Origin of the sequence: Hassallia byssoidea VB512170, from assembly GCF_000817785.2 — a bacterium.
Taxonomy (GTDB): Bacteria; Cyanobacteriota; Cyanobacteriia; order Cyanobacteriales; family Nostocaceae; genus Hassallia; species Hassallia carrinoi.
On the sequence record NZ_JTCM02000034.1, the window covers coordinates 22,547 to 45,610 of the forward strand.

General features: G+C 40.2%; 19 protein-coding genes. 11 read left to right on the forward strand and 8 right to left on the reverse strand.

The features are described from left to right. Positions 1-217 precede the first annotated feature (217 nt). From PI95_RS16385 to sbcC, 3 genes are all read right to left on the reverse strand, one after another. Positions 218-1,486: a WG repeat-containing protein gene (locus tag PI95_RS16385; RefSeq protein WP_039741326.1), complete on the reverse strand. Its 1,269-nt coding sequence runs from the start codon at positions 1,484-1,486 to the stop codon at positions 218-220. A 287-nt stretch (positions 1,487-1,773) separates the two neighbouring features. After that, positions 1,774-4,107, reverse strand: coding sequence for a sensor domain-containing protein (locus PI95_RS16390; RefSeq protein WP_163518947.1), 2,334 nt, complete (start codon positions 4,105-4,107; stop codon positions 1,774-1,776). Positions 4,108-4,717: 610 nt separating this feature from the next. Then, complete coding sequence (gene sbcC / locus PI95_RS16395) at positions 4,718-7,741, reverse strand: exonuclease subunit SbcC (protein WP_039741324.1); 3,024 nt, start codon at positions 7,739-7,741, stop codon at positions 4,718-4,720. Positions 7,742-8,629: 888 nt separating this feature from the next. On the opposite strand from sbcC, the gene PI95_RS16400 reads away from it, so the two are divergent. The 3 genes from PI95_RS16400 to PI95_RS35260 all read left to right on the forward strand — a co-directional run bounded on the left by PI95_RS16400 (position 8,630) and on the right by PI95_RS35260 (position 11,445). Beyond that, positions 8,630-9,298, forward strand: coding sequence for a TraB/TrbI/VirB10 family type IV secretion system protein (locus PI95_RS16400; protein WP_039741320.1), 669 nt, complete (start codon positions 8,630-8,632; stop codon positions 9,296-9,298). A gap of 755 nt (positions 9,299-10,053) precedes the next feature. Next, positions 10,054-11,295, forward strand: a complete 1,242-nt coding sequence (locus tag PI95_RS16405) for an S-layer homology domain-containing protein (RefSeq protein WP_039741316.1) — start codon at positions 10,054-10,056, stop codon at positions 11,293-11,295. Positions 11,296-11,301: 6 nt separating this feature from the next. Beyond that, positions 11,302-11,445, forward strand: coding sequence for a hypothetical protein (locus tag PI95_RS35260; protein WP_201280477.1), 144 nt, complete (start codon positions 11,302-11,304; stop codon positions 11,443-11,445). Here PI95_RS35260 and PI95_RS16410 read toward each other — a convergent pair. Further along, complete coding sequence (locus PI95_RS16410; protein ID WP_039741314.1) at positions 11,414-12,742, reverse strand: GAF domain-containing sensor histidine kinase; 1,329 nt, start codon at positions 12,740-12,742, stop codon at positions 11,414-11,416. The two genes, PI95_RS35260 and PI95_RS16410, sit on opposite strands and share 32 nt — an antisense overlap. 285 nt (positions 12,743-13,027) lie before the next feature. Here PI95_RS16410 and PI95_RS16415 point away from each other — a divergent pair, with 285 nt between their 5' ends. Then, a complete protein-coding gene (locus PI95_RS16415) occupies positions 13,028-13,345 on the forward strand; it encodes a DUF3155 domain-containing protein (protein WP_029633439.1) in 318 nt (105 codons plus the stop codon). Positions 13,346-13,755: 410 nt separating this feature from the next. Here the strand turns inward: PI95_RS16415 and PI95_RS16420 are convergent, their stop codons facing one another. Further along, positions 13,756-14,283 (reverse strand): cofactor assembly of complex C subunit B, encoded by a 528-nt coding sequence (locus PI95_RS16420; RefSeq protein ID WP_039741310.1) that lies wholly within the window; start codon positions 14,281-14,283, stop codon positions 13,756-13,758. A 52-nt stretch (positions 14,284-14,335) separates the two neighbouring features. Further along, on the reverse strand, positions 14,336-14,683 hold the full coding sequence (locus PI95_RS16425) for a PadR family transcriptional regulator (RefSeq protein WP_039741302.1): 348 nt from the start codon (positions 14,681-14,683) through the stop codon (positions 14,336-14,338). A 555-nt stretch (positions 14,684-15,238) separates the two neighbouring features. On the opposite strand from PI95_RS16425, the gene PI95_RS16430 reads away from it, so the two are divergent. Then, a complete protein-coding gene (locus tag PI95_RS16430; protein WP_039741300.1) occupies positions 15,239-15,823 on the forward strand; it encodes a DUF3611 family protein in 585 nt (194 codons plus the stop codon). Here the strand turns inward: PI95_RS16430 and PI95_RS16435 are convergent. Continuing rightward, complete coding sequence (locus tag PI95_RS16435; protein WP_163518940.1) at positions 15,807-16,070, reverse strand: hypothetical protein; 264 nt, start codon at positions 16,068-16,070, stop codon at positions 15,807-15,809. The genes PI95_RS16430 and PI95_RS16435 overlap by 17 nt on opposite strands. Positions 16,071-16,130: 60 nt before the next feature. Here PI95_RS16435 and serS point away from each other — a divergent pair, with 60 nt between their 5' ends. The 4 genes from serS to rpsN all read left to right on the forward strand — a co-directional run bounded on the left by serS (position 16,131) and on the right by rpsN (position 19,921). Beyond that, positions 16,131-17,411 carry a serine--tRNA ligase gene (gene serS / locus PI95_RS16440; protein ID WP_039741298.1) on the forward strand — a complete coding sequence of 427 codons (1,281 nt, stop codon included), beginning with the start codon at positions 16,131-16,133 and terminating at the stop codon, positions 17,409-17,411. A 287-nt stretch (positions 17,412-17,698) separates the two neighbouring features. Beyond that, positions 17,699-18,787, forward strand: coding sequence for an RIP metalloprotease RseP (rseP, locus tag PI95_RS16445; RefSeq protein WP_039741295.1), 1,089 nt, complete (start codon positions 17,699-17,701; stop codon positions 18,785-18,787). After that, positions 18,763-19,443, forward strand: a complete 681-nt coding sequence (gene nth, locus PI95_RS16450) for an endonuclease III (protein WP_039741293.1) — start codon at positions 18,763-18,765, stop codon at positions 19,441-19,443. The genes rseP and nth overlap by 25 nt, the downstream gene beginning before the upstream one ends. A 175-nt stretch (positions 19,444-19,618) precedes the next feature. Further along, positions 19,619-19,921 (forward strand): 30S ribosomal protein S14, encoded by a 303-nt coding sequence (gene rpsN, locus PI95_RS16455; RefSeq protein ID WP_039741291.1) that lies wholly within the window; start codon positions 19,619-19,621, stop codon positions 19,919-19,921. Between the two features lie 161 nt (positions 19,922-20,082). On the opposite strand, the gene PI95_RS16460 is transcribed toward rpsN, so the two are convergent. Beyond that, on the reverse strand, positions 20,083-20,412 hold the full coding sequence (locus tag PI95_RS16460) for a DUF8822 family protein (protein WP_039741288.1): 330 nt from the start codon (positions 20,410-20,412) through the stop codon (positions 20,083-20,085). Between the two features lie 61 nt (positions 20,413-20,473). Between PI95_RS16460 and aat the strand changes: the two genes are divergently transcribed. Both aat and PI95_RS16470 read left to right on the forward strand, forming a co-directional pair. After that, the gene (aat, locus tag PI95_RS16465) at positions 20,474-21,049 is read left to right on the forward strand and encodes a leucyl/phenylalanyl-tRNA--protein transferase (protein WP_039741287.1); all 576 of its coding nucleotides are present in this window, start codon (positions 20,474-20,476) and stop codon (positions 21,047-21,049) included. A 557-nt stretch (positions 21,050-21,606) separates the two neighbouring features. Then, positions 21,607-22,965 carry a pentapeptide repeat-containing protein gene (locus tag PI95_RS16470; protein WP_039741285.1) on the forward strand — a complete coding sequence of 453 codons (1,359 nt, stop codon included), beginning with the start codon at positions 21,607-21,609 and terminating at the stop codon, positions 22,963-22,965. The last annotated feature ends 99 nt before the right edge of the window (positions 22,966-23,064 follow it).

A 23,064-nucleotide genomic window follows, 5' to 3' on the forward strand; every position in this document is an offset into this window, starting at 1 on the left:
AATATAAGATTCAAAATATAGGGAATTCAATATTTCGACTTGACAAGTATCACAATCGTTTTTTTCGCATTTTTATCAATAGTAACTGTATATTTTTATAAGAAAAAGTAAAAAATAAACATGGCGACTACAAATCCTTAATCCTCAAATATTGAAAAAAATCCGTCATCTGGCACTTCAGAAGACGAAAAAGGGTGAATCAAATAGATTTAGTTTTCTATTCAAAGACATTCTTGCCTGTTTTATCAATAAAGTATGCATAATTATAGGAACTATTAGTTGTATCTTTACACTTTATCACTGCTAATCCTTCTCTAAAAGGGGAGGCTTGAGATGCTTCAACATTAATAACAACATTTCCTACTTTATCTATATACTTCCATTTAGGGGTATCATTAAAATTGCGTGATGTATTAACTGCTGCCAAACCTTCGGAGAAGTAAAGAGCATAACTAAATTTACAAGGAATTATACAATTTCCTAATTTGTTTACAAAACCATATTTATATGAATATCCATCTTTAACGCATAATACAGCCATTCCTTCTTTGAAATCGTCAACTTTTTCCCAATTATATTCATAAGTTTTAACTATATCGCCTTTTTTATTAATAATAGCCTTTTGTTGAATAGTATTTGTAACTGACTGAGGTCGTTCGTAGAAAATTAAGCTCCGGTCTCCATAATCATCTTCTCCAAAAGTTCCTAATAACTGACCATTGATTTTTCTTGTGTACCCTACTATTGCTAAATCTTCAACAAAGTTTCTGGTAAAACTAAAAATAGGTGGTATTACTATATTTCCAGATTTATCAATATAACCATATTCCTGAAAACCCGTTTCAATAGGTGCTAGTCCTTGTTGAAATGGTCTTACTCCTCTAAATTTATTAGATGGAGAAATGACATTTTCTAGCTTGTGATTAATAAATCCCCATTTTCCTTTATTGTCAATATCTTTCTCGACACAAATTGGTGCTAATCCTTCAGAAAAATCCTGAACATCTACAAATTGTGGTGATAAAACTACTTCACCTAATTGATTGATAAAACCCCACTTTCCATCATATTTTACGGCTGCTAACCCTTGTGAAAATTTCATAACTCTATCATACTTTGCTTGAACTACTAATTCACCATTATGATCAATAAAACCCCATTTTCCTGTTTCGTATCCTCCAATGTTTACGGCTGCAAAACCTTCACAAAAGTTATCAATACCGTCAAACTGAGGTTTCGCTATTAGTTGTCCTGTTTTATTAATAAACCCCCACTTTTGTGCGTCAGAACCTCCAATATTTACTGCTGCTAATCCTCCTGAAAAATCACGAACTTCATCAAACTGAGCTTGACATATTAATTTTCCTGTTTTGTTAATAAAACTCCATTTACCGTTTAGTTTGACTTTTGCCAGTCCTTGATAAAAATATCCGCCATCTTCAAGCTTTAGCATGTTACTGATTTTTAATTTTAATATAGCTTTCATTTAACTTATAACAAGATTATTTTTCAATATACTACTGTAAATATACTGAAATAATGTTTATAAATTCCACAGTCCAAAATTCTTAATTGTTGATCATTGGCTCTTGGCTGTTGACTGCCTTACTGAAATCTCAAGAGCGATTCAAAATTGCTAACTCCTAATACCAATTCTATGTGAGGTTGCCCTTTATCGCCCTCAGGCTGGAAGCCGCTGGCTCTACAAACAAAGCCCACGAAGGTGGGCTAATTAGGCGCATCTTTATATATAAATGGTATAACTCTCTAATCTCATGCAACTAAACGAGAGGCACTTAATCGGCGAGATTTGCTTTTTCGTAATAGTTTCGTAGCATCTTCAGCTAATACAGGACGACTGAAAAAATATCCTTGCATTAATTCACATTCTAAAATTCGTAATAAATTACGTTGTTCTTCAGTTTCCACTCCTTCGCCAACAACTGCAAGATTCAGTCCATGTGCCAAAGCGATTATCGCAGTTATTATTGCGGCATCATTACTATTCTTAGTCAAATCGCGCACAAAAGATTTGTCAATTTTTAAAGCGTGAATGGGAAATTTTTTTAAATAATTGAAAGAACAATATCCAGTGCCAAAATCATCTATGGATATATAAACACCCATATTATTTATTTCATTCAAAATTGCTTTTGTAAATTCAGCATTATGCATTGCAATACTTTCGGTAATTTCTAACTCTAAATATTTAGGATTCAATTGAGTTTCTAATAATATCTGCGTTACTAACTTAACTAAATTAGATTGCTGAAATTGCCGTGCAGATAGATTAACGGCTATAGATAATGATGGTAGACCAAGAGTATCTTGCCAAGCTTTATTTTGAGCGCAGGCAGTTTTGAGAACCCATTCACCAATTGTGACAATCAGTCCAGTTTCTTCGGCAAGTGGAATAAATTTTTCTGGATAAATTAAACCTAGTTTTGGGTGTTGCCAACGCAGCAAGGCTTCCATCTTGATTATTTCACCTGTACTGATGTTAATTTGCGGTTGATAATAAACTATAAATTCTTCCCGCTCTAAAGCATAATGCAAGCTATTTTCTAAACTTAATAATTCGGATGCTTGAGAATTTATAGCTGAGTGATAAAACTGATAATTATTTCGTCCTTGTGACTTAACGCGAGATAATGCTGCATCGGCATTTTTAATTAAGGTTTCTCCGTCTTCTCCATGCATCGGATACAGCGCAATTCCAATACTAGCGCTGATATGCAAATGATGATTTTCTATATCAAATTCTGGTTTTAATGCTGCCAATATATGTTGGACAATATAAGCTGCTTCTTTAGCATCATTAATTTCCGGGAAAAGTAAGGTGAATTCATCACCTCCCCAACGCGCAATAAAGTCACTTGAACGCAGATATTTGGTGAGACGTTGAGCCACACTTTGCAACAATTTATCGCCAAGGGCATGACCTAGTGTATCATTAATAGTTTTGAAGCGGTCTAAATCCAAAAAGCACACAGCTAGTTTTTCTTTTTTTTCACGCGCTTGTGCCAATGACTCAGAAAGCCTTTCATTGAATAGTACTCGGTTAGGTAAATCAGTCAAAAGGTCATGCAAAGCTTGATGACGAATTTTGGCTTCTGCTAATTTGTGAGCGGTGACATCACGAAAACTCCAAACTCTGCCGACGATTTTGCCTGCTATACGCTGCGGTTGCGAATAACGCTCAAATACTCTGCCATCTTTGAAGGCGATCGCATCATAAATTTGTGCGTCTGGGTTAAGGTATAATTCTCTGACTGTGGCAAGATACTGTCTGGAGTCTTGTAACTCTTTTATCGCCATTTTCAGAGCTTTTCTGTAATTTCCTGACACCATCAACGAGTCTGGAATACACCACATTTGCACAAACTTTTGATTAAAACCTGTAATATTACCTTTATTATCCACCACTAAAATACCATCGGCGGTGGATTCTAGTGTTGCTTGTTGCAAAGAAAGGGATTTTTCTAATTCTTTTTGTACACGCTTGCGTTCGCTAATTTCCCTTTGCAATTCGGGTGTATACTTTTCTTTAATCACTGTTTCAAGTGCATCTTCTGCTGAAAGCAAAGCATTTATATCTTGTTTGCGAGAACTAATATCTTTTAAGAAGCCAAAAGTACTGACAATTTGACTTTCACTATCAAATGTAATTTCGATATCAACTTCTAACCAACGACAATCACCATCTTTGCTTATGTAACGAGTTTCATATACGTAGTCTTTTATTTGCTGTATCTTAATAATTTCAAATAATTCTAAGTTGCGTTGGCGGTCTTCTGGATGAATATAATTTAAAAAACTCGTACCAATACTTTCTGCAATTGTAAATCCAGTTATTTCTGTCCATACCGGATTGAGAAATGTCCACCTACCCCAATTATCTGTTTGAAACAATATTTGCTTGTTGCTGTTAATAACTTCGCACTCGTTTTTCTTACTATCTAGCGGGATGTTTTTACTTACATTGTTGGTGTTTATCTGATTAACCGCTTGTATGTTTCTGATTTTTGCCAAAAGAGAATTTGAGATACATAAGATAATTAAGATTGCTCCTAAGCAGGTGAATAAACCAACCATCAAAGTTATCATGGCAGTCTCTGCTATAATAGATAGTGTTTGATTTTTTTATAAAAATATTTTTAGTTCCCACAACCAATAATTTATATATTTGCCGAATATTTTTATCTTGTATTTCATTGTTTATTTGATTTTCTGCTATTTCAGAGCAATTTTATCCAATGTATTTGCCGTCAATTATGTCTCAATAAAACAAAGATGCAAGTTGGATAAATGAAATTATCAGAGCTTAATCAATTTTTTATTCCCGATTATTGACCAATTTTGATTGAGAATTTTCTGTTTTTCAATAATATTGTACATAATTAATATCAAAAACCATACCTGTATTTTGGTAACAGTTAAAAATAAGAAAATATTATATTATTATTTGTCTATTTTATATTGATATTATTAATTACCTGTAATTAAAATTTATACAATCTGTAATATCAAAACCTTTAATTTTTAATACTTGACATTTCTTAATATTTATGCCTGAAAATTGTTATAAAAATTTGCATTTTGTTGTTATCTAAATGTATAAATTTTCTGGATGTACAGAGTACAAGAGTTATAGCTATAAACTCAAATACAATCAATTGCTTGCCGGAACTTATGACAGCGATAAAAACAGCTATGATTACATCGACAAATGCAACTGTGAACCAAGCTTCGTTTTATTGACTTCAATCCTAGCTTGAAAGGCTTCTTTCAGATGGGGCATATGAGTTACAGTGAGGATGCAGGCAAAATCAGAGGCGATCGCATTAATCGCGGCAATCAGGCGATCGCATCCTTCGGCATCTTGTGTACCAAAGCCTTCATCTATAATTAACAATTGTAACGCCGCTCCTGCCCGTTGCGCTAATAATTTCGCCAAAGCTAAACGAATCGCAAAGTTAATTCTAAAAGCTTCTCCACCAGAGTAAGTTTCATAAGCTCGCGTTCCTCTGGCATCAGCAATTAAAATATCTAAAGTGTCTATCAACTTGGCATTTTTCTTAGCTTTACTACTTCTTCCCGCTTTCTGCGTAACAAATTGCACATGCAATTGATTCGCGCTCAATCGCGAAAGCAATTGATTTGTCTCTGCCTCCAGTTGAGGCAAGACATTTTCAATCATCAGTGCTTGGATGCCATTTTTACCAAAAGCTTGCGTTAATTCCTGATAAACGCGCTGTTGTCGCTTGGCTTCTTGCAGTTCTTGCTGCTGTTGTAGGAATTGAGTTTGCAGCATTTCCAGATGGTGAGCAACTTGTTCTAAACGTCCTAATTGCCCGATTTTTTCATCAAGTTCTCGTCTGCGTGCCGCAATTTGTTGCTGTAGGGTTTCAATTTGAGCAGTTGGGTTTGCTGTTTGTTCAAGTTGGGCAACGATGCTTTCGAGTTGGCGCTCAATTGTTTGCTTTTCGCTCATTCTCGCATGTCTGGACGCTTCTAAGTCTTGAAATCTGACTTGAAGTTGCGGATACTGCTGTTGAGCCGACAACAGTTGTTGATAGCGTAATTCCCAAGATTGCGCTTTGCGTACACTTGTGCGAATATTATTATGCTGCTCGGAACTGTAATTAATTTCGGCAATGTGGCGGTCAAGAGCCGCAATTTGTTTGGCAGATTCAGAATTAGTTTGAATAAGCTGAATTTTACTTTGTAATTCGGCAATTTGCGCTTCAATTTGTGGTTTTCGTGCTGCTATTTGCGAACTTCGCTTGGTTGCGTCTTTAATCTGCTGAAGTTTAATTTCTGCCCATCGCCAACGCTCAACTTCACTGCGGGCGAGAGCGTGGTCTTGTTCGTTGTAATTTAGTTGTTGAAGATATTCGTTTAATTGCTGTAATTCCAGTTGTTTTTCTGGAGCATAATCGCCAACTTCAAGCGATCGCTCTAAATGCTGTTTTTCGGCGGCAATTTGTTGTAGTTGTGTTTCCGCATCACTGGTAGACTGAAGTTGTGCTGCTAATTGTCCTCTTTGTTCGCGCAAAGCATCATAACTCGCCAATTTTTGCGATATTTCCCGGTATTCCTGCCTGAGTACCTGAATTTCTCTATCCGAAAATGCCATTTGCTCTCGAAATACCCACAACTGATCTTCGGTATCCTTGTACTCTGCTTTAGTTTTATCTGCAACTCGATTCCAGTGATGTTCATCCAAAGGACGTTCGCACAACGGGCAAAGCGCATTCGGATTTTGCAGCATTTGTAGTTTTTGATTTAGTTCTCCCAATACTCTTTCATATTCTCGTTGCTGCGCTTGTAACCGTTCGATAAAGTGACGCCTTTCTTGTCCTTTTTCCTGCACTCGTTGCAGATAAACTCGCTTTTTCTCTAATTCTTCAATTTGCGTTTTTACATCCATCACCGCTTGTTGCAACTGCGGTTGGCGTCGTGAAGTGCGTTGCAATTGATTTTCTACTGCGTGCAGTTGTTCGAGACGCGCTATCAAAGTGGCACCAAAGCGATCTAATTGGCTTTGCAAAGTCGCTTGCTGTTGCAATAAGGGAGACACTTGCATTTGTAGTTGATCTAAATGAGCAACTCGGTTACGCGCTTTTGTTAGCTGTGCTAAAGCGGCTTCAACTTCGCTTTTATTGGTGAGAGTATGTTGAATTTCTCGCTCTTGTTGCTGCAAAACCTCTAATTGAGCGATCGCTTGTTGCAATTGGCGTTCGATTTCGTTAACTTGTTTGGTTAATTGCTGTTGTAGTTGTTGACGCTGTTGTATTCGCTGTGTGTATTCGGCACTCTTTGCGCTGAAAGATTCTTCTTGAGATTGCAGCGTTTGATATTGCGCGTAACCGGCTTTTATCTGGGTTTCTTGACTTAAGATTGTTTGTAAATCTGAAAGTTGACTTTTAATTGCTGATTGTTCTTGTTGCAGGCGATCGCAATCAGAACTCAGATTTTGGTATTGTTGCCTGACAAAGCTCAGTTGTTCAGTTGAATTTTGGCGTTGATGCTGGACAACTTGCAAACTTTGTAATTGAATATTATCAAAAGCTTGTATTTGTTGCAGTTGATTGAGTTCAACTTCTAATTCTGCTTGTTGTGCCTGTGTAGCAGAACGTTGTTGCAGTTGAGTTTTGCTCGACTCCAAAGAGCGCTCTAATTCTTCTACCTTTGCTTTAAACTGACGAGACGATTCTTTTGCTCGTTCTTCCAATTCATCGTATTGATTTAGCTTCAATAACTCTGCTAAAATTTCTTTGCGTTCGTTCGGACGCTTGAGCATGAACTCGTCTGCACGACCTTGACGCAAATAGGCGGAGTTAATAAAAGTTTCATAATCGAGCTTAATATGTTCTAAAATTACATCTTGAGTCGCTCTTACTCCTTTGCCGGTAAGTGCGCGAAACCCAGAAGGTGTTTCCACTTGAAATTCTAAAACGCCAGTACCACCGCGAGGGCGGGTGCGAATAACTCGATAAATTTGCTGGTTGTTTTGAAAAGTGAAGTCAACTCTAACTTCTTTCGCGCCAGAATGAATCACATCATCTTCAACACCGGCGCGGCTTTCACCCCAAATCGCCCAAGTGATAGCTTCGAGAAGCGAAGATTTACCAGCGCCATTGGAACCACAAATACAAGCCGTATGCAAACCGCGAAAATCTAAAGTTGCATCACGGTAACTGAGAAAGTTTTTGAGGATTAGTTGTACTGGGATCATCGAGGCTATAGCGCCACATCTACATTTTATAAAAAACAGTACAGATGCACTTAAGATAGTTTAGCTATTTGGAAATCATGTTTCTAGTATTGAAGACTTTAATTTTACAAAAATTAACAATCTTAATCGTCATATTTTTCTTGTTATGCAAAAACTTTTTATTTTCTTGAGATAAAAATTAACCTGCCGCTGGCTTTCGCACTCACTGTTAACCGAGAAGAAAGCAGGGGGGATAAATAAAGCAGACAAGAGAAAAACTTTATCCTACAGTAGTAGCGGAAGCTTTGTTCGCAAATGCTTGCTTTCTTATCGCACTCTGAATAAAAATGGGAAATTATATTTCCGATGACAGTTTATATATATTAGGCTTTAAGAAAGCACAAGCAACGCAGACGCTATTTTTGGATAATCTAAAAAAATCAAATTGCAAGAAAAGCGATGCCTACGGCAACCCGAAGCGGGAACGCTTGCGTTTTACCTTGACCGAGGTATCAAGACAATATCTGTACTTACTGCTAATGTTTGAGTAGAGAATCTAAAGTAAAAACAAAATATTCATGCATAAGATTGCAAATTTGTCTACAATATAAATAAGAGTTCGCAGTAAGCCGATTCGCCTCTATTCAATGGCATACATATGTGGACATAGACAGTAAAAAAACATTCAGGAACAATTTCGGTAACGTTGCGTCATTGATAAGTCTCGCCCTTGATTTATTTCGGCTTATCAGCAGTATAAATGTGTCAAGGAACAATAAACTCAAATTCCCGTCAAAGCGACTCTTTTACTTTCGGAATATGCCTATAGACAGGTTTAAAAAGTTTTAGAAACAATCTCAGTAAATCGACGTCATTAAACACATGATAAAAACAAACGGAAACCCTCTTATGACTCGCCTTAATCGCTGGAAGTATGCAACGGCTGCACTCATGTCAATGGCAATTAGCACGGGTGCTATTGTCCCCATGTTTGTATCCACACCTGCTAGCGCACAACGCATTTATGGTCAATCAAGATCGGTATCTATTCCTCCGGGAGTAACATTTCCTGTAGCTTACGACAAAGATAAAGTTGTTGTTACTCCTGGGGAAACTGTACCCTTAACACTGACAGTTGCAACCAACATTATTGATAGCGGCAGAAACGTATTAGTTCCTGCGGGAACTCAAATTGTCGGACAGTTGCAACCAGTAACTAGAAACGGTCAAAAAGCTGTTCAATTCGTTGCTCAAGAGTTAGTTTTTGCTTCTGGTCAGCGTCAGTATATAAATGCTTCTTCTCCGGTAATTACCAGAACTGAAAAAATCAGCAAAGGAGCGGATACAGGTAGAATTTTAACAGATGCAGCGATTGGTGCGGGTGCTGCGAGTGCGATTTCACTAATTACAGGCGATCGCAGAATTCAAGCCTTAGAACCAATTGGTGGTGCGGCAGCTGGTGCGGCAGCTAGTGTACTGTTGCGGAAAAAGCAAACTGATGTCTTCGTCCTCAAGCCAGAACAAGATTTAAATGTGACTCTGCGTTCTAATTTGGTACTATCCCGCAGCAATTACTAGGCTTGAGTTTAGTTAAGCCGTGACTTTAATTATTTGTAATAAGCCGCACACACATGTTGAAGTGGCGATCGCTTAATTTTTTCACTTCAGCACAAACCCAGAACCCCGGTTTCTTTGAGAAACCGGGGTTCTCGCACAACGAACTACCCTTTGCCACTATCCAAGCTATCAGCGACTCTCTTGTATTGTCTATCCCCCGGAAGAACTTAGCTGCAAAGCTGCAACTCGATGTATCTTTTTCTTCCCACTTTCACCGCGCACTTGTACTGCTAATTTAAGTATATTACGGGATGCAATCAGTCATTTATGCGACCTAATATATAACAATGATATTTATGCCGCTGAATACCCGATTGTTCCCAAAGCTAGATATTATTGGCTTTTACGACGTTTGCACGGAGGTTGAATCCAAATTCATAAAGAGTAAAAAAAATTTAATTTTTTCCGCAACTATTTTTTCAACAACACGTCTTACTGAATATCAAGGATTGTTTAAATACTTATGTCATTGCTGAGACTGCTCATAACTGAGTAGTTTGTCATGCTTAAACGTGACTATCTCAAAAAGCAATTAAATAAACTTGATTTAACAGGGTGCAAATAGCCTGTAAGTTGGCTACAAAATAGCAATTTAATAACCGTTATAGCCAGCTAAAACTATTGGGAAAACTCAGGAAATACTTGGAACTATTTCTCTGACGAATTGTCTTACTAATTAACAGAAAAAAACAGAATTGGTGGGGAGAACGGATTCAATGTTTAGTTTAAATAGCTGGAAACAAAGCACAGCTGCACTGATGACTTTGAGCGTAACAGCAGGTACTGTAGCACCCTTCATTTTACCTGCTCCATCATTTGCTCAAACAACTTTTTCTGATGTTAACTCTAACTATTGGGCAGGAGAGTTTATTCAAAAATTATCAGAGCGAGGTGTCATCGCAGGCTTTCCTGATGGTACATTTCGCCCAGAAGAACCAGTAACCCGCGCTCAATTCGCCGCAATGGTTCGCAAAGCTTTCCAAAAAGCGCCGAAACGGGAAGCAACTCGATTTAACGATGTAGCTAGCAATTACTGGGCGTACACCGCCATTCAAGAAGCTTATACCACTGGTTTCTTATCAGGATATCCCGGCAATCGCTTCGAGCCTAACCAAGCTATTCCTCGGCAACAAGTTTTAGTTTCTCTCGCCAACGGTTTAGAATATTCTGCTAGCAGTGATATTCAAAGCACTCTGCAATATTACAACGACTCTTCTAATATCGCTGGTTATGCCCGCAGTCCGATCGCAGCAGCAACTGAAAAGCGAATTGTTGTCAACTATCCTAATATTAACTTCCTCAATCCTACCCAAACCACCACACGAGCACAAGTAGCAGCTTTTATCTATCAAGCGTTGGTTAGCACCAATCAAGTTTCCGCAATTAACTCACCTTACATCGTCGCTGGTCAATCGACTACTCCCAAACCTGTAGCTGTAAAAATTCCTCAAGGAACAGCTATTCCTATCAAGTACGACAAAGCAGAAAAAATCCTCGTCACCAAGGATGAAACAGCACCTTTGACACTCACAGTAGCGCAAAATGTGGTAACACAAGAAGGAACTATTGTAATTCCCGCTGGTAGTCAGGTTGTCGGTCAACTGAAACCAGTTAAAGGTGGTTCTCAATTCGTTGCTCAGAAACTGGTTTTACCTTCAGGTCAAGAGTATCAAATTAACGCTACTTCTGAAGTAATTAGCAAAACTGAAACAGTTAAAAAGGGCACTAGTACTTCGGCAATTATTAAGAATACCGTACTAGGCGCAGGTGCCGCTGCTGCCGTCTCTGCTGTCACAGGCGATCGTGCTATCCGTGCAGAAGAAGTCTTGGGTGGTGCTGGTATCGGCGCCTTGGTTGGTCTATTCTTTGGTAAGAAGAGCGTTGACTTAATCGCAATCGACCCAGACACCGATTTACAAATGACAATCAATCAAGACTTTCAAGTTTCACTTAAATAGTGGGGCATGGGGCATTGGGCATTGGGCATCGGGCATCGGGCAGGGGGACAATTACCAATTACCAATTACCAATTACCCATTACCCATTACCCATTACCCATTACCCATTACCCAACTCCTAACCCTCAACAATCGGCAACCAAATTATAAAAGTAGTTCCCGGTGCTGAGGGTGATTTAATAACTGAGTTAATTGCAGGGCTGAAAACTTCAATTTCGCCCTGCATTTGTTCTATTAATTGTTTGGCGATCGCTAATCCCAATCCCGAACCAGGAATTTCTGTTTCGGCTTGTACACCGCGATAATGTCGTTCTCCAAGATGTTCTAAATCTTGTTGGGGAATCCCTGGACCGTTGTCACTGATGGCAATTCCGCAAAAGTCAGGTTTTTCTTGTCCTGCCTGAATTAAAATTTTACCACCAGCAAAAGTGTATTTCAATGCGTTGTCGATAACATTACTTAATACTTCTCGTAATGTTTTGGAATTGACGCGGACTAAAGGTAGATTTGGTGGAATTTCCCAAATTAGTTGTAGTTTTCTTTCTTGGGCGATCGCTTTAGCTGATGCTAATAATGGATTTAAGATATCGACTAAAGCGCAGTCAGCTTCTTTGTCTTCGCTTCCGGGTAATAATAGCGCTGGTTTCGGCTCGTTTTGCACAGCTGCTTCCACAAATACTTGTTTGTCTGGAAGTTTGAACGGTGCTAAATCTGCTGCTGTTAAATCAATGACTTTATCGAACTGTTGCAGCAATTCTTGAAGGCGATCGCTTTCTCGAACTATACTCGCGGCTACTTCCCGGTTAGGATCGCCCGATCGCAGTCGCTTGAGAAGTAGTTTACCAAAAGTCCGCAAAGCTGTAAGCGGGTTGCGAAACTGGTGCAATAGATTATCGAGTAAATCTCGTTGCTTTTCTTGGATAATTTGTTGTTGATGCAACGAGTGTTCTAACCAGGCTCGACGCTGATCTAAAATGATTGCGATCGCCAGAGTTTGGGCTATCCGTTGAATTTCACTGCGTTCCTTTTCATCCCATCCTCTATCTTCTCTGGCTGTCACCAACAATCCCATCATTACACCCTCGTGGATTAGAGGTAAAACGATTTGGTTGCCATTTAATACGTATTCTTCTTGTAAAGGCGGTTGTGCGTTATTTGACGTTCCCGATGCTGATGGTGTCAATAACTTCTGCTTCAGTTTCGGTAATGCTAAAGCATTTCTTACTGTAAAGGACTTGCGTGTTGATGCCGGTGCAGTGTCTTCTCGCCGAACTACTGCCGTATCCGGGTAAACCACTACCGGAATCAGTTTTGCTTCACCTGTCGTTGCCTCTGCCAATTCTTGCGTCAAATACACAACACTCAAAGTTGCTCCCAGCCCTTGGGTTAAGAGTGCGATTTGCTCTTGGCACAGAGTAATAAACTCAGAACTGGCAGACATTAACATTTTTCACATCTTGCTTAAAATTACAGAATATAAGGGATGATTAAGTTACACAGCTTAGTTTTTCCCTCATTCATTTAATAAAGCTTAACTAAAACTTGCAAGTAATGCTTTGCTCTTTGGGATTATATACTTCACTGCTTTTAATTTCTTTACATTCACAGATATTACTTTTATTGTATTAAATCTTAAGAAACTATTGATTTTTTTAACTAGAACTTATATAATGACGACGGATTTTGTAGCTATAACTACAATCTGTGTAGCTTGAAAGAGGAGGAAAATAGGTTGGCAAGGAGACGCAAACGGAAGAGTCGTCGTCGCCAAGAAGGGCGACGTATCCTGGAGCATGTGCCTCAATATAGCATCGAAAGCGGCGAAGAAAAGCCTGTAACAGCAGCGAGAAAATTCATTCAAGCTGAAGGTATATTGCCGCCCGCCTTGCTACTCGTAAAGCGGAATGAACACACCACAGACCGTTATTTCTGGGCAGAAAAGGGGCTGTTTGGTGCTCAATACGTAGAAGAGAACCATTTTCTGTTTCCTAGCTTGAGGGTATTAGAAAATCCTTCAGGTCAAGAAACTCTAGCTTTGGCTAGCCGTTAAAAAAGCAATAGTTGTCTTAGAGATTTCGTGGGGCTTGTGACAATTATTAACTGGCAAAATTGTTCAGTTATTTAAAAATTTGAATTTTTTTAAGGAATGCAACTGATTTGCCAGTCGAGCTAGTCTAAGATATCAAACAATCAACTCCTATCAAACTGCGCTTGTTTGCCAGGGTTGATTGTTTGTATTATTAGATATCTCACTCGTAATGGGAATAAAGCGAAAGCAAAACACAAGTAGCGCGTACTGACAAAGTGTGAGTTGTGTTTCAAGCGTGAAAGTTTATTGCTTTGACAAGAAGAAACTTTTAACGACATTACGAGTGAAATTGAATAGCTTTTTCCCCCAGGTAAAGTCTTTTTTTGTCACCAGCTTACATCGAAATCATCTTCATATGCTCAAAACTTCGGTTATTCAGATTTTAGCTGTAATTCCCGAACTAACTCACTGAGTTCATCTCGATGGGCAATTACAGTTATTTTACTTGAGAAGTCTTTTTCGCTTTGAGTTGGTTCTAGTTTGAGCAATACCTTCTCAAGTCTTCCGGCTTTTTTCCAATAATAAATACCACTCAAGGGTGAAAGCAGTACCATCCCTAGAAACACCGTACTCAGGTTAGGAAAAAGCAGCGACAACACTAATGATAGAGAAACAATACCCGCCGCTGCTAAAAAAGTTAAAAACAAAGCCAAAAACCAGCTGGGTCTGACAAACCCTTCAAACGTTACTTGGTTTTGTTGAGAGTCTACCGCTGCCACTCGGTAAGACCGCGAGCGAAAATACTCCTTTATTTTCGGCATTAAAGTATCTTCGTCGAGAGTGGACACTAGTTGCGCTTTTTCTATGCGGTCTTTAGTCGAGGCACGGATAAAGAAAAATAGCCCGACCGACAACAGCAAAGTTAGCAGCAACGTGGATGGCAGAATAGTAGTATCCATAGGAAATTGTTACTTTTGTAGAGGAGGAGACTTATTCATTATTAATTATTGGTTAATTTGTCCTCCGCTGTATGTATTCTTGCCACAAACGAGCTAAATCCTGCGCCGAAGAAAGCCATTCTGGGGAAACTTGGTACATCCGTCTAGGGCGTCCGCGTCCTTCGAGTTTCTTCCAATACCCAGTGATTGCCTTTTGGTCTTCCAGAAATTTAATCGCACTGTAAAGCACAGTGTCCGAAAGCCTATAAGTAGGATATTCGTTTTCTAATTTCTGGATCAACTCAGTACCGTAGGATTCACCTTCTAGCAAAATATGCAAAATGTAACAAACTGCTAGTTCCTGACAGAGGTAAGTTGGCGGAGGATTCTCAAAGAATTGATATATATCCTCAAGTTTCATAGTTAGTGAATGGCTAAAAAATGCCTTATAGTTGTTGAACCTACAATTTTGGTCGTTAGTATATAGTGCTACCCTCCTGACTAGTAAGTATTTAACGCTACTAAGGCTTTATTGCCAAAACGCAAACATTACACCAATTCCTACGGTTAAGCGTAGGGCGGGTATGCTAGTTTTAGAGGCGCAATAAATTACACCTCTACCCAAGCCCGCTTGCGGTGTGGTGAAAAGCGATGAGACAACGAATATACCGCCATCCTTGTGTCAAGTGATGCCGAGCTAGTTAGAACTGCTTAAGCATAAGATGCCATCTAAGCAATTTTAAAGGCAAAATGCGTTTTTTTTTTAAAACTTAATAAACACTTTTTTTTCCGGTGATTATCCCGGTGTCAATCCTAAAGATTTAAGCTATGTGAGATACTCGCCTTCAAAGCTGAAATACGCTCTTGAGAGGGCACATCGCGTTAAATACACAACTTGTGTACTTGAGATACACAATTCCTTTCTGGTAAGTGTGATAGTAAATTTAGCAAGCGTAAGCGCACATTGGTGATCGGTATGTCACAAAAGCCCAGATCGCAATCTTCTTCCTCACCCCTAGAGGAAATAGCCCAAGCATTTCGTCTCACAGGATGGATTAGCTTTTGGTCGCAGTTAGTACTGGGGGTAATTGCTAGCGGAATTTTGGTGTTTGCCAGTTTGATTCGCAACACGAATGCCAATCAAACAGCTGTGGGAACTGGTTTAGGTATATTTTTTGCAGTAGCTGCGGTAATTAATTTAGCAGGCTCGATATTCTGGGCTTTTCGTTATACCAGAATTGCCAGACAACTGCAATCGAGCAATCCTAACAACCGTCCCCGGAAGGCAGAGACGATGGTACTTTTACGGACGGGGTTAATAGTCAATTTAGTCGGACTGATTCTAGCGCTAGTGGGCGCCGAAGCGATCGTTGGGGCATTGTTAGCGAAGGCATTAACTTTACCGCAACAAGGTTCAGGACTTTTACAAATTAATCCTTCTCAAATTATTAGTGCCCTGGATATTGTTGTTGTACAGGCAAATACCCAAACCCTTGTGGCTCACTTTATCGGGCTGATGGGGACGATTTGGCTACTTAATCGCGTTACCAAACCGCAATGAGGAGTGGGGGATGGGGAGAGGGGGACAAGGGGGACAAGGGAGACAAGGGAGACAAGGGAGACAAGGAAGAAATTCCTGTTTGTCCCCCTGCTCCCTGCCACGCCAGATGCTCCACTTGGGGAAACCCCAAGACCGCACTGGCTCCCCTGCTCCCCTGCTCCCTGCCCCCTTGTCCCCCTTGTCCCCCTTGTCTCCCCCTCTCCTTGTCTCCTTGTCTCCCCTTGCTTTTCCGGTCATAGCAAGCCAAAATCAGTATATGCTGATGTGTTGGACTGGAAGATTATAGGACTAGAGATTAAGAAAATCTGTGCTGGATATTAAGCAAATACGGGAAAATCCCGAAGTAGTTCAAGAACGGTTGAATAGTCGCGGTAATAAGTATGACATTCAGCCTATTTCAGAGTTGGATCGGCAACAGCGAGAATTGGAGGGAAAGCGAAATCAACTCCAAGCACGTAGTAATGAAATTGCAGGTTTAATTCCAAAAAAAATCAAAGCTGGTTCTGACCCCAAAGGAGCAGAAATTCTCGCATTGCGGGAAGAGGGCAAATCTATTAAAGAGCAATTGAGTCCACTGGAACCGCAGGAAAAAGAACTCAAAGCGAAAATTGAAGAACTTGTACTTGCGCTTCCTAACTTGCCAAGCGACTCTACACCCATTGGTAAGAGTGAGGAAGAGAATGTAGAAGTACGCCGTTGGGGTGATGATTATATTCCTCAAAACCCGAATATTCTCCCGCATTGGGAAATTGGCGAAAAGTTAGGTATTCTGAATGTAGAACGAGCGGTGAAAGTGGCTCAAAGTCGCTTTGTGACGCTGATAGGAGCTGGTGCAGCATTGGAAAGAGCATTAATTCAATTTATGCTCGATCGCCAGACTCAAGCTGGTTATATAGAAATTAGTCCGCCAATTTTAGTTAATACTGATTCGATGACGGCTACGGGTCAGTTACCTAAGTTCGCGGAAGAAAGCTTTAAATGTGCTGATGATGATTTGTGGTTAATACCTACAGCAGAAGTTCCTGTAACTAATCTTTACCGAGGTGAAATTCTCGATTCGGCTGATTTGCCGATCTACCATTGTGCTTATACTCCGTGTTTTCGCCGAGAGGCTGGTAGTTATGGACGAGATATGCGCGGATTGATTCGCCTGCATCAATTCAACAAAATTGAATTGGTGAAATTTGTTGAACCCAGCACTTCCTTTGAGGAATTAGAAAAATTGGTGGCAAATGCCGAAGCGATTTTACAAGCTTTGCAATTACCTTACCGAGTTGTAGAGTTATGCACTGGGGATTTGGGATTTTCTTCTTGCAAAACTTATGATTTAGAAGTTTGGCTGCCTTCATCTGGCAAGTATCGAGAAATTTCTAGCTGTTCCAATTTTATCGACTTCCAGGCGCGACGGGGTGATATTCGCTTTAAAGAAGCGGGTAAGAAGGGAACTCAGTTCGTACATACTTTAAACGGTTCTGGTTTGGCTGTGGGACGAACAATGGCAGCTATTTTGGAGAATTATCAACAACCAGATGGGACGGTGCGTATACCAAAAGCACTGCAACCGTTTTTGGGGAGAGAGGTGTTGTGATTGTTGGGGAATGGGGAATGGGGAATGGGGAATGGGGATTTTAAGAGGGGAAAAGGTTAAAGGGTAAAGGGTAAAGGTATGGAAATAAAGAGTGATTTAAATCACTCCTGGGATATTTTTTTCCCTTTCCCCCTTTCCCTTTCCCCCTCTTAAAAAAGCCCATTGCCCTATTACCTATTACCCATTCCCAACAAAGCGAGAAAATATGCCTCTTTTGAGAAGTGCTAAACTTTGACAGATTTTAAAATAGAGGTATATATAGCTGAATAGGTTCACTAATTTTCTCTATGCCAGTTTTAGCAGCGATCGCAGTCTTGGCTGTTCTCATCTTGGTACACGAGCTGGGACATTTTATCGCAGCACGGTCTCAAGGTATTTACGCCAACCGTTTTTCTTTAGGTTTTGGTCCAATTATTTGGAAATACCAAGGTTCACAAACTGAATATGCTGTCCGCGCTTTTCCTTTGGGTGGCTTTGTCGGTTTTCCCGATGATGACCCAGATAGTGATATTCCGCCGAATGACCCGAATCTGCTGCGTAACCGTCCAATTTTAGATCGGGCGATCGTCATCAGTGCGGGTGTGATAGCAAATTTAATATTTGCTTACTTAGTACTAGTTCTTCAGTTGGGTATCGTTGGTATTCCGGAGAAAATCAACTACCAGCCTGGTGTACTTGTGCAGCCTGTTAATGAACAGTCCCTCGCCTACCAAGCGGGAATTAGGGAAAGAGACATTATTCTTGCTGTCGGTGGTAAAGAACTCCCAGCTTCGGAAAATTCCAGCACTTTGCTGAGAAAAGAAATTCAAAATCATCCAAATCAGCCAATTGAACTGACAGTTCAGCATGAAAATCAACAACGTACCCTAAAATTAACGCCAGAAAAAGGAACTGACGGCAAAGGTTTGATTGGTATTCAACTTGGTGCTAATGGTACACCCATTTATCGTCGTCCCCGCAATCCGCTAGAAATTTTTAGCATTGCTGCTAAAAGATTTCAACAATTAGTTGTGGGTACGCTGAGTGGTTTTGGACAGTTGATTACTAACTTTCAACAAACTGCCGGACAAGTTTCTGGACCGGTTAATATTGTCAAAGTCGGTGCAAAATTGGCTGCTAATGACAGTGCAAATTTGCTTTCATTTGCGGCAATTATCAGCATTAACCTGGCTATTATCAATATTTTGCCTCTTCCGGCTTTGGATGGAGGACAACTGGCTTTCCTGCTGATTGAAGGTGTGCGCGGTAAACCTCTGCCGTCTCGCATTCAAGAAGGTGTGATGCAAACTGGTTTGGTGCTACTTTTAGGTTTAGGACTTTTTCTGATAGTTAAAGAAACTACGCAGTTGGAGTGGGTACAAAAATTATTCCAGTAAGCACTACTCGCAAAAGGCTATCTAAAAAGCAACGGGCGCAAGAAATTCTTTCGCGCCTGAAGCTTTTATACCCTGATGCGACTTGCTCGTTGAACTACTCGACACCTGTACAGTTGCTAGTCGCAACTATTCTCTCTGCTCAATGTACAGATGAGCGCGTGAATAAAGTAACACCAGCTTTATTTGGTAGATTTCCGGATGCAGCTAGTTTGGCAAACGCCGATTTGACAGAGTTAGAAAATTTGGTGCGTTCAACTGGCTTTTATCGCAATAAGGCGAAGAATATCCAAGCTGCTTGTCGGATGATTGTCAACGAGTTTAACTCGCAAGTGCCAAACCAGATGGAACAGCTTTTAAAGCTTCCAGGTGTGGCACGGAAAACGGCTAATGTGGTACTGGGTCATGGGTATGGTATTAATGCTGGGGTGACGGTAGATACTCATGTTACACGCCTCAGCCAGCGTTTGGGCTTAACTAAACATACAGACCCGATTCGCATTGAGCTAGATTTGATCGAGTTATTACCACAATCAGATTGGGAAAATTGGTCAATTAGACTAATTTATCATGGTCGAGCCATTTGTAAAGCGCGATCGCCTGCCTGCGTTGCATGTCAATTGGCTGAATTATGCCCGTCTGCTGGGGAGGAAGGGTAATGGGTAATGGGTAATGGGGAATGGGGAATGGGTAATGGGGAATGGGGAATGGGTAATGGGTAATGGGTAATGGGGAATGGAACGAATCTCTCATTACCAATGCCCAATGCCCAATGCCCAATGCCCCATTTGTTGATAGAATGGAAAATGCTGTCTTTAAATAAGTAAAAAGTATATGGCAAAAAAGAGCATGATTGAGCGCGAGAAAAAGCGCGTCAGAATAGCCGAAAAGTATGCCCAAAAGCGGGAAGCGTTGCTGGAAGAGTTCCACAATACCGAATCTCCCCTTGATAAGTTGGAAGTTCACCGGAAAATTCAACAGCTACCCCGCAATAGCGCTCGTATTCGTCAGCACAACCGTTGTTGGGTAACTGGTCGTTCTAGAGGAGTTTACCGCGATTTTGGGCTGTCTCGCAACGTGCTGCGCGAATGGGCACACGAAGGTCTTTTGCCTGGTGTGGTTAAGTCTAGTTGGTAGTTGTTGGTTGATAGTTGATGGTTGATAGTTGTTGGTTGATAGTTGATAGTTGATGGTTGATAGTTGTTGGTTGATAGTTGATAGTTGTTTACGACTAACCACTAACCACTAACCACTAACCACCAACCACCAACCACTAACCACTAACCACTAACAAAATCTTATTCCCCGCAACACTTATCAATTCCGAGACTTTCTAAGAGTAGATCGCTGACGGCGTTGGCGATCGCAAACTCTCCATAGAAACTTTTGGAAAAATCAAATGCCTGCATCTCTGTGACAATGGCAATTACCAGAGAACCCAGGTCATTTTCTCCTTCCATGCGTTGGCGGACAAAAATTTGTGCTGCACGTTGGGCGATAATTTGATTGACGGCTTCGGGGATAAACTCTGTATCTAGCCACCGCAACAGGCTTTCTCGCAACCATTCTCCCTCTTGTTGGGGATTTTTTGACGGTGGCAGGGTGATTGATCGAATGGGTTCAGTCATTTTCTTTATCTTATACGCAGAGTGACGCGGAGGATGGCTTTTTTTATTTTGCGCTTAACGTATGCAATATGATATCGCTGCTATTATTCAAGGCTATGCTCAAGGCTATTTTCTCATGGCTGATGATAGCAATGGCTTGGAGTGGTACAGCAGTCGCGATCGCACTTTAATTCCTTTGGATGACCGATTCCGCTACCCTAAGTCTTTGCGACGTGTTCTCAATCAAGAGCGTTTTTCTGTGGCGATTAACCGCGATTTCAAAGCTGTGGTGTTGGGGTGTGCTAACCGCGAAACAACTTGGATTTCACCTGAGTTACAAGATATTTATTGGGAACTTTACCAAGCTGGTTGGGCGTATAGTTTTGAAACTTGGCTGGGTGATGAACTTGCCGGAGGAATTTTAGGAATTGCGATCGGCGGTGCTTTTATTGGTGAGTCGATGTTTTACCGCATTCCTGAAGGTTCTAAAGTCGCAATGGTGAAGTTGGTAGAAAGATTGCGAGAAAGAAAATTTGTGCTGTTTGATGCCCAAATGATGAATCCTCATTTGGAAAGGTTTGGCGCTTATCGAGTTGATGATGATGAATATCAAATCTTACTCAATCAAGCTTTGCTTTGTCGCTGTTCTCTAATTTAGTCTTAGTAATTACTGCCATACATATACAAAAATTAATATCTCTCAATAGTTAAGCATTGTGAGATGGCTGTCAATAAATATCGATTTTTCTCAATATTGTTGACTTCATTGCTAATAATATTGCAAAAATTATCATTATTAATGCGAATAAAACCAATAAAATTTGTTTTTTCAAAAATTTGGCTAATTTTGGTCTTTAAAGGTAATGTTGCTTGCAAATTAGCAAAAATGGTGATAATGTTTTTTATGTGTATAAATCTAATAAATTTTCAATTTTAAAATTATCACTGTAAAAGTTAAAATATCCCCATTGTTAAATAATACAGGAAAAGCGATCGCATAACCACAAAATTAATTTAATGTCAACTCGCGTCTGTTAAAGGTGATTTTTCTACCTTCAGATCGAAAAAAGGCTAAGATGAACGTTCATTGATTCACTTCATTTACACTGAGAAGAAAGTAACAACAAAATTTAAATACATTACAGAAATAAACTCACCAAAACCTGATATCCTACAACCTGTAGCAAAAAGTGTCCCACTCTGTTGAAATTGAACATGGCCCAAAACTATCGCCGTGCGAAGCTCAGAGGCAAATCCTTTAAAGGGCAAGACTTAACAGGCGCAGATTTCTCTAATTCTGATATCCGAGGTACAGATTTTACTGGTGCCATTCTAAAAAGTGCAAACTTTAGCAACGCCAAAGCAGGTTTACAACGCCGTTGGGCGATCGCTTTGGTAATATTTGCATTACTGCTATCGGCAATATCCGGACTGCTATCAGCCGTTGGTGGTTCGCTGCTAGGATTTATTCTGGTTAACAATCACCGCGAAAATATTTATGTTGTGGTAGTTAGCTTGATAGTTTTGTCAGTGTTTTTTATCATTATTATCCGCCGTTCCTTGTCAGCAGCCTGTGGATTTTTGGTAATGGCGATGATATGGGCAGGTTTGGCGGCGATCGCCTGGGCAGGTATAGTAGCAGTAGCTTGGGCTGGAGTAGCAGTTACAAGCGTAATGGAATTAGCGGCTGTAGTAGCAGTAATTGTGACTGCATCAATGTCAGTAGTAATTGTAGCAGCAGGAGCCGTAGTTATAGTTGGAGCCGCCGCATTTGCCGGAATTATTGCTGGATTGCTAGCAGTAACAGTAACAGTGTCAGTAGCGGGGGCAATAGCTGGAGCTGTGGCTGTGGCAGCAGCAATGGTCAATTTGACAGCTGGGGGTGTAGCATTACTAGTGGCAGTAGCCGTAGTATTGCTGAGTGCTTATGTCAGCTGTCATGCCTTATTTGGAGATGAAAAGCAAAGCTTAACTCGAAATTTAGCGATCGCTTTTGTGACAAAATATGGAACTAGTTTTCAAGGCTGCGATTTAACAGATGCGGACTTTACCCAAGCCAGACTGAAAAACACCAGCTTCATCAGAGCTATTTTGACACGCACCTGCTGGTATCAAGCGAAAAAGTTGCATCTTGCGGCTGTGGGGACAACTTATCTTGACGATCTGCAATTACGAGAATTGTTGATTACGAAAGACTTACAAAACAAAAATTTGAATGGCTGGAACTTGCAAAATATAAATTTGCGTGCCGCGAATATCAAGGATGCTAGCTTAATAGGAGCGAATCTTAGTGCATCTAACTTGCAAGATGCAGATTTTTCTAGAGCTAACCTCGGACAAACGCAATTAAACAAAACCGATTTGAGAGGTGCGACTCTTACAGGTGCTTACATCGAAGATTGGTTAATTACTTCCCAAACGAAGTTAGATAATGTTAAGTGTGAGTACATCTTCATGCGGATACCCACACGGGAAAATCCTAATCCTCATCGTTTACCCCCAAATTGGGATGAAACATTTAAAGAGGGTGAATTTTCCTGCTTGTTTAATCCGTTGTCGAAGATTAAGATTTAAGAACGTAGTAAGCGCAAAGAGCGCTTTTATACTGACTAGGAGTTATAATATTTAATTCGTAAAATTGGGGATTTTTTCAGCGCTGTAGATGCGTACTTT

Bases quoted from the DNA above. Each gene is read 5' to 3' on its own strand.
- PI95_RS16385 (WP_039741326.1), bottom strand. From the start codon at position 1,486: ATGAAAGCTATATTAAAATTAAAAATCAGTAACATGCTAAAGCTTGAA.
- PI95_RS16390 (WP_163518947.1), bottom strand. From the start codon at position 4,107: ATGATAACTTTGATGGTTGGTTTATTCACCTGCTTAGGAGCAATCTTA.
- sbcC (WP_039741324.1), bottom strand. From the start codon at position 7,741: ATGATCCCAGTACAACTAATCCTCAAAAACTTTCTCAGTTACCGTGAT.
- PI95_RS16400 (WP_039741320.1), top strand. From the start codon at position 8,630: ATGACTCGCCTTAATCGCTGGAAGTATGCAACGGCTGCACTCATGTCA.
- PI95_RS16405 (WP_039741316.1), top strand. From the start codon at position 10,054: ATGTTTAGTTTAAATAGCTGGAAACAAAGCACAGCTGCACTGATGACT.
- PI95_RS35260 (WP_201280477.1), top strand. From the start codon at position 11,302: ATGGGGCATTGGGCATTGGGCATCGGGCATCGGGCAGGGGGACAATTA.
- PI95_RS16410 (WP_039741314.1), bottom strand. From the start codon at position 12,742: ATGTTAATGTCTGCCAGTTCTGAGTTTATTACTCTGTGCCAAGAGCAA.
- PI95_RS16420 (WP_039741310.1), bottom strand. From the start codon at position 14,283: ATGGATACTACTATTCTGCCATCCACGTTGCTGCTAACTTTGCTGTTG.
- PI95_RS16425 (WP_039741302.1), bottom strand. From the start codon at position 14,683: ATGAAACTTGAGGATATATATCAATTCTTTGAGAATCCTCCGCCAACT.
- PI95_RS16430 (WP_039741300.1), top strand. From the start codon at position 15,239: ATGTCACAAAAGCCCAGATCGCAATCTTCTTCCTCACCCCTAGAGGAA.
- rseP (WP_039741295.1), top strand. From the start codon at position 17,699: ATGCCAGTTTTAGCAGCGATCGCAGTCTTGGCTGTTCTCATCTTGGTA.
- rpsN (WP_039741291.1), top strand. From the start codon at position 19,619: ATGGCAAAAAAGAGCATGATTGAGCGCGAGAAAAAGCGCGTCAGAATA.
- PI95_RS16460 (WP_039741288.1), bottom strand. From the start codon at position 20,412: ATGACTGAACCCATTCGATCAATCACCCTGCCACCGTCAAAAAATCCC.
- aat (WP_039741287.1), top strand. From the start codon at position 20,474: ATGCAATATGATATCGCTGCTATTATTCAAGGCTATGCTCAAGGCTAT.
- PI95_RS16470 (WP_039741285.1), top strand. From the start codon at position 21,607: ATGGCCCAAAACTATCGCCGTGCGAAGCTCAGAGGCAAATCCTTTAAA.